We start from the raw sequence: 15,043 nt of genomic DNA on the forward strand, positions 1-15,043 counted from the left end.
CGCCGCCGAGGAGGAACTGGGCGCCGGCGCGACGCTCGACGCGCTGGTGCGGCTGGCGCTGCGCAAAGCGGCGAAATGATCGTCGTGGGCTAGGGAAGGGCGCGAGGCGATCGCGCTCGGCAGCGGCTGGCCGGCAAAGTGCGCGTCGAGGTTGGCGAGCACCAGCGCGGCCATCGCGGCGCGGGTTTCCTCGGTGGCGCTGCCCTGGTGGGGCGAGAGCATGACCTGGTCCATCGCCTTGAGCGCGTCCGGCACCGCGGGTTCGTCGGCGAAGACGTCGAGCCCGGCGCCGGCGATCGTGCCCGCCGCGAGCGCGGCGACCAGCGCGTCCTGGTCCACCAAACTGCCGCGCGCGATGTTGACCAGCACGCCTTGAGGGCCAAGCGCGGCGAGCACCGCGGCATCGACGATCCGCGCGGTGTCGGCGCCGCCGGGCGCGGCGAGGATCAGCACGTCGCTCTGCTCGGCGAGCGCGCGGATGTCGGGCACGAAGCGCCACGGCACCGGCTTGGCGGCGCGCGCGGTGTAGAGCAGCTCGCTGGCGAACGGCGCAGCGCGGGTGGCGATGGCGTGGCCGATCGCACCGAGGCCGAACAGGCCGATGCGGCGGCCGCTCGCCCGGCGCGCGAGCGGCACCGTCCAGCCGCCGGAGCGCACCGCGCGATCGTTGGCGGCGAGCCGGCGCTGGACGGCGAGCATCAGCGCGATCGCGAGATCGGCGACATCGTCGGTGAGCACGTCGGCGGTGATGGTGACGCGGACGCCGCGGGCGCGGGCGGCGGCGAGATCGATGCCGTCATGGCCGACGCCGTTGACCGCGACGATCTCGAGCGCGGGCAGGCGCGCGATCAGCGCCGCATCGACGCTCATGGTGCCGCCGCCGACGATCGCGCGGGTGGTGACGGGGGCCATGTGATCGTGGAGGGTGAAGCGCTCGGCGAGCGCGGCGCGGAGGGTGGCGGGCGCCGGGGAGGCGAGGAACAGGTCGGGCTTGGCGGTCATCATCGGGGTGTAGCATGGTTGCCCATGCGCGGTCAGGCCGACGTGCGCCGACCCATCGTCATCCCAGCGCAAGCTGGGATCTTGCTGGGGAGCGGACTTCCCTCGCCACCAGGAGATCCCAGCTTTCGCTGGGATGACGTTCGGGGAGTGACGGTCGGACCATCGAGCGCCGGTCTGTGGCTCGACCTCGCCGCCGGGAACGCCTAGGGAACGACGCGTGACCGATACCGATCGCCTGCTCACCCCTGCGCGCCGCCCCGAGGATGTCGATGCGGCGTTGCGCCCGCGCAGCCTCGACGAGTTCGTCGGGCAGAAAGCGGCGCGGGAAAACCTGCGGGTGTTCATTGAGGCGGCGCGCGGGCGCGGCGACGCGCTCGACCATGTGCTGTTCTTCGGGCCGCCGGGGCTCGGCAAGACCACGCTGGCGCAGATCATCGCGCGCGAGATGGGGGTGGGGTTCCGCGCCACCTCCGGGCCGGTGATCGCCAAATCGGGCGATCTCGCGGCGCTGCTCACCAATCTCGAGGATGGCGACGTCTTGTTCATCGACGAGATCCATCGCCTCCAGCCGGCGGTGGAGGAGGTGCTCTACCCGGCGATGGAGGATCGCGCGCTCGATCTGATGATCGGCGAGGGGCCGTCGGCGCGCAGCGTGCGGATCGACCTGCCACGCTTCACCCTGGTCGGCGCGACCACCCGCCAGGGGCTGCTGACGACGCCGCTGCGCGATCGCTTCGGCATCCCGGTGCGGCTGCAATTCTACACGGTGGAGGAATTGACCCGGGTGGTGACCCGCGCCGCCGGGCTGCTCGATCTCGGCATCGCCCCCGATGGCGCCGCCGAGATCGCCCGCCGCGCGCGCGGCACGCCGCGCATCGCCGGCCGGCTGCTGCGCCGGGTGCGCGACTTCGCCAATGTCGCCGGCGCGGAGACGGTGGATGCCCGCGCTGCAGACAGCGCGCTCAACCGGCTGGAGGTGGACGGCCTCGGCCTCGATGCGATGGACCGGCGCTACCTGCACATGATCGCCGACATCTATCGCGGCGGCCCGGTCGGGGTGGAAACGCTCGCCGCGGGGCTGTCGGAGCCGCGCGACACCATCGAGGAGGTGATCGAGCCCTATCTGATCCAGCTCGGGCTGGTGGCGCGCACCGCGCGCGGCCGGGTGCTCAACGCCGGCGGCTGGAAGCATCTCGGGCTCAACCCGCCAGCGGGCAGCCAGGACGGATTGTTCGACAGCTAGCGACCGCGCCGGGTCGGACACGCCCTCGCTTGTTCAAGGATCATCCGGCGCACGATCCGATCCGACGCTCTTTCACTGGGGTGTCGGCGAGGGCGCGTCTGTTCCCGGACCAATCCCCCAAGCAACGTCGCGAAGAAAAGATGCGGCGAACCGGATGCAATGTTGCGTGGCACCCGGGGCTTTCATCTGTTAGCCGATGATCATGCCCACCTCGGCCGTCGCCTCCGCCCGCGAAATCCTTACCCGTCTTCATGACGTCATGGCCGGGCGCAACCCCGCCCAGGCCAAGCTCAACGCCGTCGTCGCGATCATCGCCGAGGCGATGGATAGCGAAGTCTGCTCGATCTACCTGCTGCGCGAGGGCGCGCTCGAGCTGTTCGCGACCCGCGGGCTCGACCAGGCGGCGGTCCACGTCACCAAGCTCGCGCTCGGCGAGGGGCTGGTGGGGACGATCGCCGAGGACGTCGAGGTGCTCAACCTCGACGAGGCGGCGAGCCACCCCGATTTCGCCTACAAGCCCGAGACCGGCGAGGATCGCTACCACAGCTTTGCCGGCGTGCCGATCATCCGCCGCGAACGCGCCGTAGGCGTGCTCGCGGTACAGCACAGCGAGCCGCGCAAATATCAGGACGTCGAGATCGAGGCGCTGCAGACGGTGGCGATGGTGCTCTCCGAGCTGATCGTCAACGCCGGGCTGATCGACGAGGCGGGGGCGACCGCGCTGCGCCCGCAGACCACCGCGGCGACGCGGCTGCCGGGGCTGAAGCTGGTCGAGGGCATGGGATCAGGCTTCGCCGTGTTCCACCAGCCGCGGATCCACATCGAGCATACCGTCGCCGAGGACACCGACGCCGAGCGCCACCGCGTCTATGCCGCATTCGACAAGATGCGCGAGCAGATCGAGCGCATGACCCGCGAGGCCGAGTTCGGCGGCGGCGGCGAGCATGAGGAGGTGCTGCAGACCTACAAGATGTTCGCCTATGACGAGGGCTGGTCACGGCGGATCAACGAGGCGATCGATTCAGGCCTCACGGCAGAAGCCGCAATCGAGCGCGTCCAGCAACGTACCCGCCAGCGCATGCGCCAGATCGACGATCCGCTGCTCGCCGACCGGATGCATGACCTGGAGGATCTCGCCAACCGGCTGCTCAGGATCGTCTCGGGGCAGATGGGCACCGCGGCGCAGATGGGGCTGCGCCAGGACACGATCCTGATCGCGCGCAACCTCGGGCCTGCCGAACTGCTCGAATATGACAAGCGCCGGCTGAAGGGCGTGATCCTCGAGGAAGGATCGCTGACCGCGCATGTCACCATCGTCGCCCGGGCGATGGGCATCCCGGTGCTGGGCCGCGTCCGCGACGTCCGCCGGCTGATCGCCGAGGGCGATCTGCTGCTGCTCGATTCGGTGGCGGGCAACGTTTTCGTGCGGCCGTCTGGCGGGATGGAGGAAGCGTTCGAGGCCAAGCTGGCGCTGCGCCAGAAGCGCCGTGCCGCCTTTGCCGCGCTGCGCGACGTGCCGCCCCAAACCAAGGATGGGCATCGCATCACGGTGATGATCAACGCCGGTCTGCGCGACGACGTCGCCGCGCTCGATCTCACCGGCGCCGACGGCATCGGGCTGTTCCGCACCGAATTCCAGTTCCTGGTCTCGGCGACGCTGCCGCAGCGCGAGCGCCAGCAGCGCCTGTACCGCGAGGTGCTGGATGCCGCCGGCGACCGGCCGGTGGTGTTCCGCACCGTCGACATCGGCGGCGACAAGGCCTTGCCCTATCTGACCCACGATACCTCGGACGAGGAAAACCCGGCGATGGGCTGGCGTGCGCTGCGGCTGGCGATGGAGCGCACCGGACTGATGAAGGCGCAGGCGCGCGCGCTGCTCGAGGCGGGGGCGGGGCGGACGATCAACGTCATGTTCCCGATGGTCAGCGAGGCCTGGGAGTTCGACGAGGCCAAGGCCTTGTTCGAGGCGCAGCGCGACTGGATGCAGGCGCGCGGCAAGCGCCTGCCGCTCGAGGTGCGCTATGGCGCGATGCTCGAGGTGCCGGCGCTTGCCGAGCAGCTCGACCTGCTGCTGCCCAACATCCAGTTCCTTTCGGTCGGCACCAACGATCTCACCCAGTTCCTGTTCGCCGCCGATCGCGCCAGCCCCAAGCTCGCCGAGCGCTACGACTGGCTGAGCCCGTCGATCCTGCGCTTCCTGGTCCGCGTGCTCGGGCCGTGCCGCGACGCCGGGGTCGCGGTGGCGGTGTGCGGCGAGATGGGCGGGCGGCCGCTCGAGGCGATGGCGCTGATCGGGCTGGGGGTGGACCGCCTGTCGATCACCCCGGCAGCGGTGGGGCCGATCAAGGCGATGGTCCGCTCGCTCGACCGCGCGGCTTTGAGCGTGTTCATGACCGAGCTGCTGCGCCATCCGGTGCGCGACATGCGCGGCGCGCTGACCGACTGGGCGACGCAGGCGGGCGTCGATCTGGCGTAATCGGTCGCGGAACCGGGGTTCAAGCGGGCGCGGTGCGTTGACACGCTTCCGGGCCTCTGAGAGATGTTGACCCGACAGCCGTCAACCCTCCCTTGGAGATACGAATGGACGAGGTCGATCCCGGCCAGCCTTCCCTCACCCCTGCCGCGGCCAAGGCCGGCGACAGGCTGCGTGCGGCGCGGGAGGCGCGCGGGCTGAGCTTGACGGAGATTTCCGCACGCACGCGCGTGCCGCAGCGCCATCTGGAGGCGCTGGAGAGTGGGGATTACACATCGCTGCCGTCGCCGACCTACGCGGTTGGTTTTTCCAAGGCTTATGCGCGCGCCGTCGGCGCCGACGAGGTGGCGGTGGCGCAGGACGTGCGCCGCGAACTCGACCGGCTCGGGCCGCGCACGCCCGAATATGTGCCTTACGAGACGGCCGATCCAGCACGGGTGCCGAGCCGCGGCGTGACGATCGTCGCGCTCGGCATTGCGGTGGCGGTGCTGGTGCTGGTCGGGCTATGGTATGGCACCAGCCTGTTCCGGGGCGGCACCAGCCAGCAGGTCGCGGCAACCGACACCGCCGCGGCGCCCACCCCCGTGGCGGCATCCGCGCCGGTGCCGGCCGCCAAGCCGGCGGTGCCGACCGGCGGGCAGGTGACGCTGACCGCGAACGATGAGGTGTGGCTGCGCGTCTATGACGCCGACAACAAGGTGCTGCGCCAGGGCACGATGAAGGCGGGCGAGCGCTATGACGTGCCGGCCGATGCCAAGGACCCGATGATCAACGTCGGCCGCCCGGACAAATTGACGGTGACGCTCAACGGCTCGGCGGCGCCGGCGCTCGGTACCGGCGAGCGGCCGATCAAGGACGTGCGGGTGAGCGCCGCGGCGGTGGCGGCGCGGATCGCGGGCACGCCCGAGCCCGCCGCGGCCGCGCCGAGCGCGTCGCAGGCAGCGGGCGCGACGACCGGCAGCAATCGTCGCCGGACCGCGCGGCCGGCGCCGTCGAGCGCGCAGGGCGCGACGGCCGAACCGTCGACCGGATCAGGCGACATCGCCAATTCTGCCACGCCTTAAGGCTGGCGACAGCATGACGGTTGCAGGTAAGAGGCGGTGTGGACCATCGGTGCACCGGGGGGTGTGAGTAGCATGAAGACGTTATTGGCCATGTTGGCGGCGGCGACCGCGCTGATCCCCGCCGCGGCGCTCGCGCAGAGCAATGTCGAGGGTCGCGTCGGCAAGCTCGAGAGCGAGATGCGCGCGGTGCAGCGCAAGGTGTTCCCGGGCGGCGCCGGCCAGTATCTGCAGCCGGAGATCACCCGGCAGGACGTGCCGCAGGAGGCCGGCGGTTCGCCTGCGACCAGCGCGGTCGCCGATCTCACCAGCCGGGTCGCGGCGCTCGAGCAGCAGCTCGCGAGCATGACCAACCAGGTGGAGCAGAACGGCAATTCGATCCGCAAGCTGCAGGACCAGTTCGACGCCTACAAGCGCAGCACCGATGCCCGGCTGTCGGCGATGACCGCGGCGCCGGCGGGGGGCACCGCCGGCGGCGGGATGATGGGTGACGGTCCGGCGATGGGCGGTGGTGGCGATGACGAGGCGCCGCGGCCGTCGGGCACGGTGACGCGGCCGACGACGCGGCCCGAGGCGACCAAGCCCGCAGCCGCGGTGTCGACCGCGCCCGCGGCGACCGGGGTCGACAAGCCGTCGAGCGGCGACACGCCCGAGGACGAATATCTCTACGGCTTCCGGCTGTGGACGGCCAAGCGCTACCCCGAGGCCGAAGCGCAGCTCAAGAAGGTGGTCGCCACCTATCCCAAGCATCGTCGCGCCTCCTATGCGCAGAACCTGCTCGGCCGCGCTTATCTCGACGAGGGCAAGCCGAGCCTTGCCTCCATGGCGTTCTACGACAATTACAAGAAGATGCCCGACGGCGAACGCGCGCCGGACAGCCTCTATTACCTCGCCCAGGCGCTGGTGAAGCTCAACAAGCCGGCCGATGCGTGCAAGGTCTATGGCGAGCTCACCGACGTTTACGCCACCAAGATTTCCTCGCAGATGAAGGCCGATGTCGAGAAGGGCCGTACCACCGCCAAATGCCAGTGAACCGCTCGTCGCCGAAGCCGAGCGCTTTCACGCCGATCTGATCCGCGCGCTGGGGCACGAGCCCCGGCGGCCGGTGCTGCTCGCCGTCTCCGGCGGGCCGGACAGCATGGCGATGCTGACGCTGGCGCAGGCTGCAATGCCCGGGCGCATCGCCGCGGCCTCGGTGGATCACGGGCTGCGGCCCGAGGCGGCGGACGAGGCGGCGATGGTCGCGGCGCATTGCGCCACCCTCGGCGTGCCGCACGTGACGCTGGCGCCGGCGGCGCCGATCGAGGGCGCCAGCATCCAGGCCGCGGCGCGCTGGGCGCGCTATGGCCTGCTCGCCGCCCACGCCAAGGCGATCGATGCCGAGGCGCTCGCCACCGCGCATCATGTCGACGACCAGGCCGAGACCTTCCTGATGCGCGCGGCGCGCGGCTCGGGGCTGTCGGGGCTGGCGGGCGTGCGGCTGCGCGCGGTGATCGAGGAGGTGATCGTGGTGCGACCGCTGCTCGAATGGCGCCGCGCCGAGCTGCGCGCGATCGTGCGGCGGCAAGACGTCCATTTCATCGACGATCCCTCCAACCACGATCCGGCGCATGACCGTACCCGGTTCCGCCGGCTGCTCGACGAGCATGAGTGGCTCGGCTCGGCGCAAATCGCGCGCTCGGCGGCGGCGCTCGCCGAGGCTGATGGCGACGTGCGCGCGATCGTCGACTGGCTGTGGGCCGAGCGCTCGGTGGTTCATGGCCCGCTGGTGCGGGTGGCGATGGCGGGGCTGCCGCGCGAGTTGCAGCGGCGGCTGGCGCGCCGCGCGATCAGCGTGGTTATCGCCGCGGCGGGTATCGAGGCGCCGAAATGGAGCGACTCGGCCAATATCGAGGCGCTGCTCGACGCGCTCGGTGGCGGCAAGCGTGCGACCCAGAGCGGCGTGGTGGTGCTGCCGCAGCAGGGCGAATGGCGCTTCCGCCCCGCGCCGCCGCGCCGCGCGCACTGATCGGCGCCTGATCGGTGGCAGGATCAACTCTGTTCCATTGCCATTAACCTGTGGGCGCCTACATTGGCAGGCGAAAGGTACCCCATGAACGACAACGACAAGCAGCCCGAGAATAACGGCGGCGGTAACCCCTGGATGAAGAGCCTGCTCATCTGGGTCGGCATCCTGCTCGCGCTCGCGCTGTTCGTGACGATGTTCGATCGCCCGAGCGGCGGCACCGGCACCACCGTCGCTTACTCCACCTTCCTCGACAAGGTCGACGAGGGCACGGTGAAGGACGTCAACATCAGCCGCGATGTGATCTCGGGGACCTACTCCAGCGGCGAGAAGTTCCGCACCTATCCGATCCAGGATCCCAGCCTCGTGCCGCACCTGCGCGAGAAGAACGTGGTGATCGCGGCCAAGCCCGACGAGGGCACCTCGATGTGGATGCTGCTGCTCTATCAGTCGCTGCCGTTCCTGCTGTTCCTCGGCATCGCCTTCTTCGTGCTCAAGCAGATGCAGAAGAACACCGGCGGCGGCGCGATGGGCTTCGGCAAGAGCCGCGCCCGGATGCTGACGCAGAAGGAAGGCAAGGTCACCTTCGACGACGTCGCCGGCATCGACGAGGCGCGTGCCGAGCTGACCGAGATCGTCGACTTCCTTAAGGATCCGACCAAGTTCGCGCGTCTCGGCGGCAAGATCCCCAAGGGCGCGCTGCTGGTCGGCTCGCCCGGTACCGGCAAGACGCTGCTCGCCCGCGCCATCGCCGGCGAGGCAGGCGTGCCGTTCTTCACCATCTCGGGCTCGGACTTCGTCGAGATGTTCGTCGGTGTCGGCGCGAGCCGCGTCCGCGACATGTTCGAACAGGCCAAGAAGAGCGCGCCGTGCATCGTCTTCATCGACGAGATCGACGCGGTCGGCCGGCATCGCGGTGCGGGCCTGGGCAACGGCAACGACGAGCGCGAGCAGACGCTCAACCAGCTGCTGGTCGAGATGGACGGCTTCGAGGCCAATGAGGGCATCATCATCGTCGCGGCGACCAACCGCCCCGACGTGCTCGATCCCGCGCTGCTGCGCCCGGGCCGGTTCGATCGTCAGGTCGTGGTGCCGCGGCCGGACATCGAGGGCCGGATCAAGATCCTCGAAGTGCACATGAAGAAGGTGCCGCTGGCGCCCGACGTCGACGCCCGCGTGATTGCGCGCGGCACCCCGGGCTTCTCGGGCGCCGATCTTGCCAACCTCGTCAACGAAGCCGCGCTGACCGGCGCACGCAAGGGCAAGCGCCTGGTGGCGATGGCCGAATTCGAGGAAGCCAAGGACAAGGTCATGATGGGCGCCGAGCGCCGTTCCATGGTAATGACCGAGGACGAGAAGCGGATGACCGCCTATCACGAGGCCGGCCATGCGATCGTGTCGATCCACGAGCAGGCATCGGATCCGATCCACAAGGCGACGATCATCCCGCGCGGCCGGGCGCTGGGCATGGTGATGCGCCTGCCGGAGCGCGATTCGTACAGCTATCACCGCGACAAGATGTACGCGAACCTCGCGGTGGCGATGGGCGGCCGCGTCGCCGAGGAAGTGATCTTCGGTTACGACAAGGTGTCGAGCGGCGCGTCCGGCGATATCCAATACGCCACTGGTCTTGCCCGCGACATGGTCACCAAATGGGGTATGTCGGACAAGGTCGGCCCAGTCGAATATGCCCAGCCCGAGGGTGAATCGTTCCTGGGCTATTCGTCGTCGCAGCCGGTGCGGATGTCGAACTCGACCGCGCAGCTGATCGACGATGAGATCAAGGCGATCGTCGAGGGCGGGCTTGCCCGCGCCAAGACGGTGCTGAGCGATCACCTCGACCAGCTTCACTTGCTCGCCGGTGCGCTGCTCGAATATGAGACGCTGTCGGGCGACGAGATCAAAAAGCTGATCGCGGGTGAGGACATCGGCCGGGTCGACATCGGCCCCAAGCCGACGGTGCCGCGCGCCGGCACGTCGATTCCCAAGACCCGCCGGCCCAACGGCTCGTTCGGCGCACCGACCCCGCTCAGCGCCTGACGCCGCGGCAAACGGCACGGCGGTTCAGCCGCCGGACAGCATGACGATCCTAATCGGCGGCATTCCTTTCGGAGTGTCGCCGATGTCGTTCAAGCCGCTGTTCGTTCCCGTTGCCGCCCTCGCCATGGCGCTGGTCGCCGTGGCACCTGCCGAGGCCGCGATGAGCGTCGGCACCTTCCTCGCCAAGGCGGCGCCGCTGCGCGCCAACCCGTTCGCCGCGCTGACCTCGCCCGATTATCCGGCGTTGAAGGCCGAGGCGGGTGCCGCGACCAAGCAGCTCCGCGCCGAGAGCGCCGCCCGGGTGGCCGTGGGCAAGAAGCCGTATGCCTGCGTCCCCGAGGGCGAGAAGGTTGGCATCATGGAAATGCTCGGCGGGCTAGACGCGCTTCCGGCGGCGGACCGCAAGCTGCCGCTCAAGGATGGCTATGCCAAGGTGCTCGCGAAGAACTACCCGTGCCGGTGAGGGGCATGGCCGGCGTCGGCATCAGCTGACGCGGCGACCTTGGCGGGAAAGAGCAATGCTAGTCCGCCAGCCCGTGCAGCAGCAGCAGGGTGATGAAGGTCGCCAGCGCGAACCAGGCAAAGAACAGCAGCAGCGTCAGCCGCCACAGCGCCGACAGCTTGCCGAGTGAGTAGGCGCCGCGCAGCTGCGCGAACATGTGGACCGGCGGCAGCAGGAACACGGTGAGCGTGATCCAGCCGGCGGGCAGGCCCGCGGCGCCCCCCAGCGTCAGCGCGATCACCATCAGCATCATGAAGGCAAGGCTGTAGGTGACGAATACGGCATGGTCGTACAGCCCGAACCGGCGCCGCCAAAGGAACAGCATCGCCACGAACGGCGTCGAGATCGGGATCAGCAGCCAGCTGTATTTATACGCGCTGCTCTGGAGCTTGTAGATCGCCAGGCCCGGGTTGTTATTGGCCTTGTCGATGCCATGATCGAGGCGCGGCCACCCGGTCTTGATGTTCGAGAAGGTGAACCGATCAGCATCGTCGCCAGCCGCATCCGTGTCTTTCTGCCGGGCGCCGAGCACGTTGGCGGTGATCTCGAGCGCCTTGATGTCGCTATCGATGTCGGTGGTCGACTGGCCGGCGGCGATCAGCGCGGCGCGGCGCTGCTGGCGCTCGGTGACCTTCTGCCGCGCCTTTTCCGCGGCGCGCGCGAACTCGAGATGGCTTTTGCTCAGATTCCCGGGCGACACCGCCTCGGCGAAATCGCCGCCGACCGCGCTGAACGTCGCGAACAGCAGGAAGACGGTGAACAGGAACAAGGCGAGCGGCGAGACGAAGCGGGCGCGCTCGCCGGCGACGTAGCGGCGGGTGAGCGCGCCGGGATGGAGGATCACCATCGGCAGCGTGCGCCAGATCTTGCCCTCGAAGTGGAACACGCCATGCGCGATCTCATGGCCGATCGCGCCGACGGTGCGGTGGACATGGCCGCTCTGGCCGCAGGCATGGCAATGCGCGCCGATCAGCTTGGTGCCGCAGTTCAGGCACAAGGCAGCGCCATGCTCGCCCGAACCATGGTGCCCCCCGGCATCCGGCTCGACGCTACGGGCGGCAAGCGCGCCCGTGATGATGTCCGCTGCTGCGGCAATATCCCCCGACATGGCCGGGAGCGTAACAAGTTCGCAGGCGTGGCGCGAGGGGGCTTGGGATGGTAGGAATACGGGCATGGCCGATGCTGACTCCCCCGCCGCTTTGATCGCCGCCATGGGCGCCCGCGCCCGCGCTGCTGCCGGCACACTGGCGGCGCTGCCGACGGCGACCAAGGCGGCCGGGCTGCGTGCCGTGGCAGCGTCGTTGCGCAACGCGGAGGCCGCGATCCTCGCCGCCAATGCGCGCGACATGGCGGCGGGCGAGGCGGGTGGTCTGTCGCCGGCGATGCTCGATCGGCTGCGGCTCGATTCGCCCCGCCTCGCCGGCATGGCGGCCGGGGTGGACACAGTGGCCGGGCTTGCCGACCCGGTCGGCCAGACGATCGACGCCGCGACCCGGCCGAACGGGCTGGCGCTGGCCCGGGTGCGCGTGCCGATCGGGGTGATCGGGATCATCTACGAAAGCCGGCCCAACGTCACCGCCGATGCCGCGGCCCTGTGCACGATGGCGGGCAATGCCGCGATCCTGCGCGGCGGTTCCGAGGCGGTGCACAGCAATCGCGCGATCCATGCCGCCTTCGTCGCCGGGCTGGTCGAGGCGGGGCTGCCGGCGGATGCGGTGCAGCTGGTGCCGACCACCGATCGCGCCGCAGTCGGCGCGATGCTCGCCGCCGAGGGCGCGATCGACCTGGTCATCCCGCGTGGCGGCAAGAGCCTGGTCGCGCGGGTGCAGGCTGAGGCGCGGGTGCCGGTGCTCGCGCATCTCGACGGGATCAACCACGTCTATGTCGATGCCTCCGCCGATCCGGCGATGGCACGCAGCATCGTCGTCAACGCCAAGCTGCGGCGCACCGGCGTGTGCGGCGCGATGGAGACGCTGCTGATCGATCGCGGCTTCGGCGACGGCACCGCGTTGATCGCGGCGCTGGCGGATGCCGGCTGCGCGGTGCGTGGCGACGCGGCCGCGGTGGCGCTGGCACCGGAGATCGCCGCAGCCGACGCGGCCGATTGGGATACCGAATATCTCGAGGCGATCGCCTCGGTGGCGATCGTCGATGGGGTCGAAGGTGCGATGGCGCACATCGCCCGCCACGGTTCGCATCACACCGATGCGATCGTCGCCGAGGATCAGGCCGTCGCCGAGCGGTTCCTGGCCGCGGTCGACAGCGCGATCGTGCTGTGGAACGCCTCCACCCAGTTTGCCGATGGCGGCGAGTTCGGCTTGGGCGCCGAGATCGGCATCGCCACCGGGCGGCTGCACGCGCGCGGGCCGGTCGCGCTGGAGGGGCTGACCACCTACAAATGGATCGGTCGCGGCACGGGACAGATTCGCCCCTGACCGCGTTCTAGCGGGCTGATGCCGGCCACTCGCCGGCGCCGATCCGAAGGACTTCCCATGCGTTACAACCCGCTCGGCCGCACCGGCCTGTTCGTTTCCGAGCTGTGCCTCGGCACCATGACCTTCGGCGGCGAAGGCTTCTTCGCCTATATGGGCGGGGTGAAGCAGGACGGCGCCGACGCGCTGGTCAAGGCGGCGTTCGATGCCGGCGTCAACTTCATCGACACCGCCAACGTCTATTCGCAAGGCCTGTCGGAGGAGATCACCGGCCAGGCGATCCACAATCTCGGGCTCAAGCGCAGCGACGTGGTGCTCGCGACCAAGGTGATGGGGCCGATGGGCGAGGGGCCCAACGATCGCGGCACCAGCCGCGTTCATGTGCTCGACCAGGCCAAGGCGAGCCTCAAGCGGCTGCAGACCGATTATATCGATCTCTACCAGATCCACGGCTTCGATCCCGCGACGCCGATTGAGGAGACGCTGTCGGCGCTCGATATCCTCGTTCAGCACGGCCACGTCCGCTACATCGGCGTGTCCAACTGGGCGGCATGGCAGATCGTCAAGGCGCTAGGGATTTCCGAGCTCAAGCGGTTCGCGCGCTTCCAGTCGGTGCAGAGCTATTATTCGCTCGCCGGCCGCGAGCTGGAGCGCGAGATCGTGCCGATGCTCAAATCCGAGGAGCTGTCGTTGATGGTATGGAGCCCGCTCGCCGGCGGCTATCTGTCGGGCAAGTACCAGGCGGCGGGGCAGGGCGGCGATGGCGAGGGCGGCCGGCGCGACACGCGCGCGTTCCCGCCGGTCGACGAGGCGCGCGGCGACACGGTGGTCGCGGCGATGCGGCCGATCGCCGAGGCGAAGGACGTCAGCGTCGCGCAGATCGCGCTCGCCTGGCTGCTGCACCAGCCGCAGGTCACCAGCGTCATCGTCGGCGCCAAGCGCGAGGAGCAGCTGCGCGACAATCTCGGCGCGGTGGCGGTCGAGCTGTCGGCGGACGATCTGACGGCGCTGGACGCGGCGAGCGCGCTCCCCGCGGAATATCCCGGCTGGATGATGGAGCTGCAGGGCGGCTATCGCGCACCGCAGCTCGCGCAGATGCGGCATCGGCGGTGATGAGTTGAAGCGTCGCGGAAGCGGGCGTAAGGTATCGGCATGAATGCTCCTGCCTCGATTACTGCGTCCTTGGACCCGAGCGTTGCAGCGATGGTCGAGGAACTGGCGCTCGCGCGGGGCATTACGCGTGAGCAATTCGTCGCCGATGCGATCCGCGAGCAGGCCGAGCGAGGGCTGGCGTGGCGCGCCTTCGTCCAGGAAGGCATCGATGCTGCCGACCGTGGCGACGTGATCAGCCAGGACGAGATGGAAGCCTGGTTCGAGGAGCGCATCGCCGCCCGCCGCCAGGCATGAGCCGAGCCGTCTGGACGCGGCGGGCGCAGGTCGATCTGGTCCGTATCGACTCCTTTTATGAGCAGAACGCCCCGGACTTTGCCGACGCGCTTGGCCGCGCAGCGATCCGGGCTGGCAACTTCTTGGCAGAGCATCCCCATGCCGGCCCGGCGTTGGACGATGGCGAACGCAAGTGGCTGGTCCCTCACACGGACTATGTGCTCGTCTATCGGATCAACGAGCCGGGCGTAGAGATCCTCCGCGTCTGTCATGGACGCGAGGATGGGCGGTGATCCGCACCGGCCTGCTCGGCGGCTCGTTCAACCCCGCGCATCGCGGGCATCGCGCGATCACGCTCGCCGCGATCCGCGCGCTCGATCTCGACGAGGCGTGGTGGCTGGTGTCGCCGGGCAACCCGCTCAAGGCCGATGCGCCCGACATGGCACCGCTCGCCGCGCGGCTCGCCTCGGCGCGGGCGATGGCGCGGCGCGCGCCGATCCGGGCTAGCGATCTCGAGGTGCGGCTCGGCACCCGCTACACGCTCGACACGCTGCGCAAGATCCGCCGTCGCTACCCCAAGAAGCAGTTCATCTGGCTGATGGGCGCGGACAATCTGGCGCAGTTCCACCGCTGGCGGCAGTGGCGCGCAATCGCCCGCACGATGCCGATTGCGGTTATCGCGCGCCCGGGGTATGACGATGATGCCCTCGCGAGCCCCGCGATGGCCTGGCTCGGGCGCTTTGAACGGCCTGCGAGCCAGGCGAAGAACTGGACGATGTGGAGTTTGCCGGCCCTCGTGCTGCTGCGCTTTCGCCCCGATCCGACTTCCGCAACCGCGGCCCGAGCGGCCGATCCCGACTGGCACCGGCGCCTTCCGGCCCAGCAACCCAGGAGCTAAC

Annotated in this window: 13 protein-coding genes and 2 pseudogenes; 13 read left to right on the forward strand and 2 right to left on the reverse strand. The window is 69.6% G+C overall.

The features are described from left to right. Nucleotides 1-79: pseudogene (locus OXR60_RS19955) on the forward strand (Holliday junction branch migration protein RuvA); the annotation flags it as partial. Nucleotides 80-120: 41 nt separating this feature from the next. Here the strand turns inward: OXR60_RS19955 and OXR60_RS04250 are convergent. Next, a pseudogene (locus tag OXR60_RS04250) lies at nucleotides 121-1,005 on the reverse strand (2-hydroxyacid dehydrogenase); the annotation flags it as partial. A 214-nt stretch (nucleotides 1,006-1,219) separates the two neighbouring features. Here OXR60_RS04250 and ruvB point away from each other — a divergent pair. The 7 genes from ruvB (at nucleotide 1,220) to OXR60_RS04285 (ending at nucleotide 10,287) form a co-directional block, all read left to right on the forward strand. Further along, nucleotides 1,220-2,245, forward strand: a complete 1,026-nt coding sequence (ruvB, locus tag OXR60_RS04255) for a Holliday junction branch migration DNA helicase RuvB (protein ID WP_267394398.1) — start codon at nucleotides 1,220-1,222, stop codon at nucleotides 2,243-2,245. A 202-nt stretch (nucleotides 2,246-2,447) separates the two neighbouring features. Further along, complete coding sequence (ptsP, locus tag OXR60_RS04260; protein WP_267394688.1) at nucleotides 2,448-4,721, forward strand: phosphoenolpyruvate--protein phosphotransferase; 2,274 nt, start codon at nucleotides 2,448-2,450, stop codon at nucleotides 4,719-4,721. Nucleotides 4,722-4,825: 104 nt separating this feature from the next. Then, the gene (locus tag OXR60_RS04265; RefSeq protein ID WP_267394400.1) at nucleotides 4,826-5,782 is read left to right on the forward strand and encodes a helix-turn-helix domain-containing protein; all 957 of its coding nucleotides are present in this window, start codon (nucleotides 4,826-4,828) and stop codon (nucleotides 5,780-5,782) included. 72 nt (nucleotides 5,783-5,854) lie between these two features. Beyond that, nucleotides 5,855-6,811, forward strand: a complete 957-nt coding sequence (locus tag OXR60_RS04270; RefSeq protein ID WP_267394402.1) for a hypothetical protein — start codon at nucleotides 5,855-5,857, stop codon at nucleotides 6,809-6,811. Next, nucleotides 6,774-7,787 carry a tRNA lysidine(34) synthetase TilS gene (gene tilS, locus OXR60_RS04275; RefSeq protein ID WP_267394404.1) on the forward strand — a complete coding sequence of 338 codons (1,014 nt, stop codon included), beginning with the start codon at nucleotides 6,774-6,776 and terminating at the stop codon, nucleotides 7,785-7,787. Before OXR60_RS04270 ends, tilS begins: the two co-directional genes overlap by 38 nt. A gap of 84 nt (nucleotides 7,788-7,871) precedes the next feature. Beyond that, nucleotides 7,872-9,824, forward strand: coding sequence for an ATP-dependent zinc metalloprotease FtsH (ftsH, locus tag OXR60_RS04280; protein ID WP_267394406.1), 1,953 nt, complete (start codon nucleotides 7,872-7,874; stop codon nucleotides 9,822-9,824). Nucleotides 9,825-9,864: 40 nt separating this feature from the next. Next, nucleotides 9,865-10,287, forward strand: a complete 423-nt coding sequence (locus tag OXR60_RS04285; RefSeq protein ID WP_267394408.1) for a hypothetical protein — start codon at nucleotides 9,865-9,867, stop codon at nucleotides 10,285-10,287. Nucleotides 10,288-10,345: 58 nt separating this feature from the next. Here OXR60_RS04285 and OXR60_RS04290 read toward each other — a convergent pair whose 3' ends face one another. Continuing rightward, nucleotides 10,346-11,434, reverse strand: a complete 1,089-nt coding sequence (locus OXR60_RS04290; RefSeq protein WP_267394410.1) for a DUF3667 domain-containing protein — start codon at nucleotides 11,432-11,434, stop codon at nucleotides 10,346-10,348. Between the two features lie 64 nt (nucleotides 11,435-11,498). Here OXR60_RS04290 and OXR60_RS04295 point away from each other — a divergent pair, with 64 nt between their 5' ends. Genes OXR60_RS04295 through OXR60_RS04315 form a run of 5 tightly spaced genes read left to right on the forward strand, consistent with a single transcriptional unit; the run spans nucleotide 11,499 to nucleotide 15,042 of the window. Then, complete coding sequence (locus OXR60_RS04295) at nucleotides 11,499-12,761, forward strand: glutamate-5-semialdehyde dehydrogenase (RefSeq protein WP_267394412.1); 1,263 nt, start codon at nucleotides 11,499-11,501, stop codon at nucleotides 12,759-12,761. A 57-nt stretch (nucleotides 12,762-12,818) separates the two neighbouring features. Next, nucleotides 12,819-13,871, forward strand: a complete 1,053-nt coding sequence (locus tag OXR60_RS04300; RefSeq protein ID WP_267394414.1) for an aldo/keto reductase — start codon at nucleotides 12,819-12,821, stop codon at nucleotides 13,869-13,871. A 39-nt stretch (nucleotides 13,872-13,910) separates the two neighbouring features. After that, nucleotides 13,911-14,165, forward strand: coding sequence for a ribbon-helix-helix protein, CopG family (locus tag OXR60_RS04305; RefSeq protein WP_267394416.1), 255 nt, complete (start codon nucleotides 13,911-13,913; stop codon nucleotides 14,163-14,165). Next, complete coding sequence (locus tag OXR60_RS04310) at nucleotides 14,162-14,437, forward strand: type II toxin-antitoxin system RelE/ParE family toxin (protein ID WP_267394418.1); 276 nt, start codon at nucleotides 14,162-14,164, stop codon at nucleotides 14,435-14,437. Before OXR60_RS04305 ends, OXR60_RS04310 begins: the two co-directional genes overlap by 4 nt. Beyond that, complete coding sequence (locus OXR60_RS04315) at nucleotides 14,437-15,042, forward strand: nicotinate-nucleotide adenylyltransferase (protein ID WP_267394689.1); 606 nt, start codon at nucleotides 14,437-14,439, stop codon at nucleotides 15,040-15,042. Before OXR60_RS04310 ends, OXR60_RS04315 begins: the two co-directional genes overlap by 1 nt. Nucleotide 15,043: the final 1 nt, after the last annotated feature.

It is taken from the genome of Sphingomonas sp. GC_Shp_5 (assembly GCF_026540855.1).
Lineage (GTDB): Bacteria > Pseudomonadota > Alphaproteobacteria > Sphingomonadales > Sphingomonadaceae > Sphingomonas.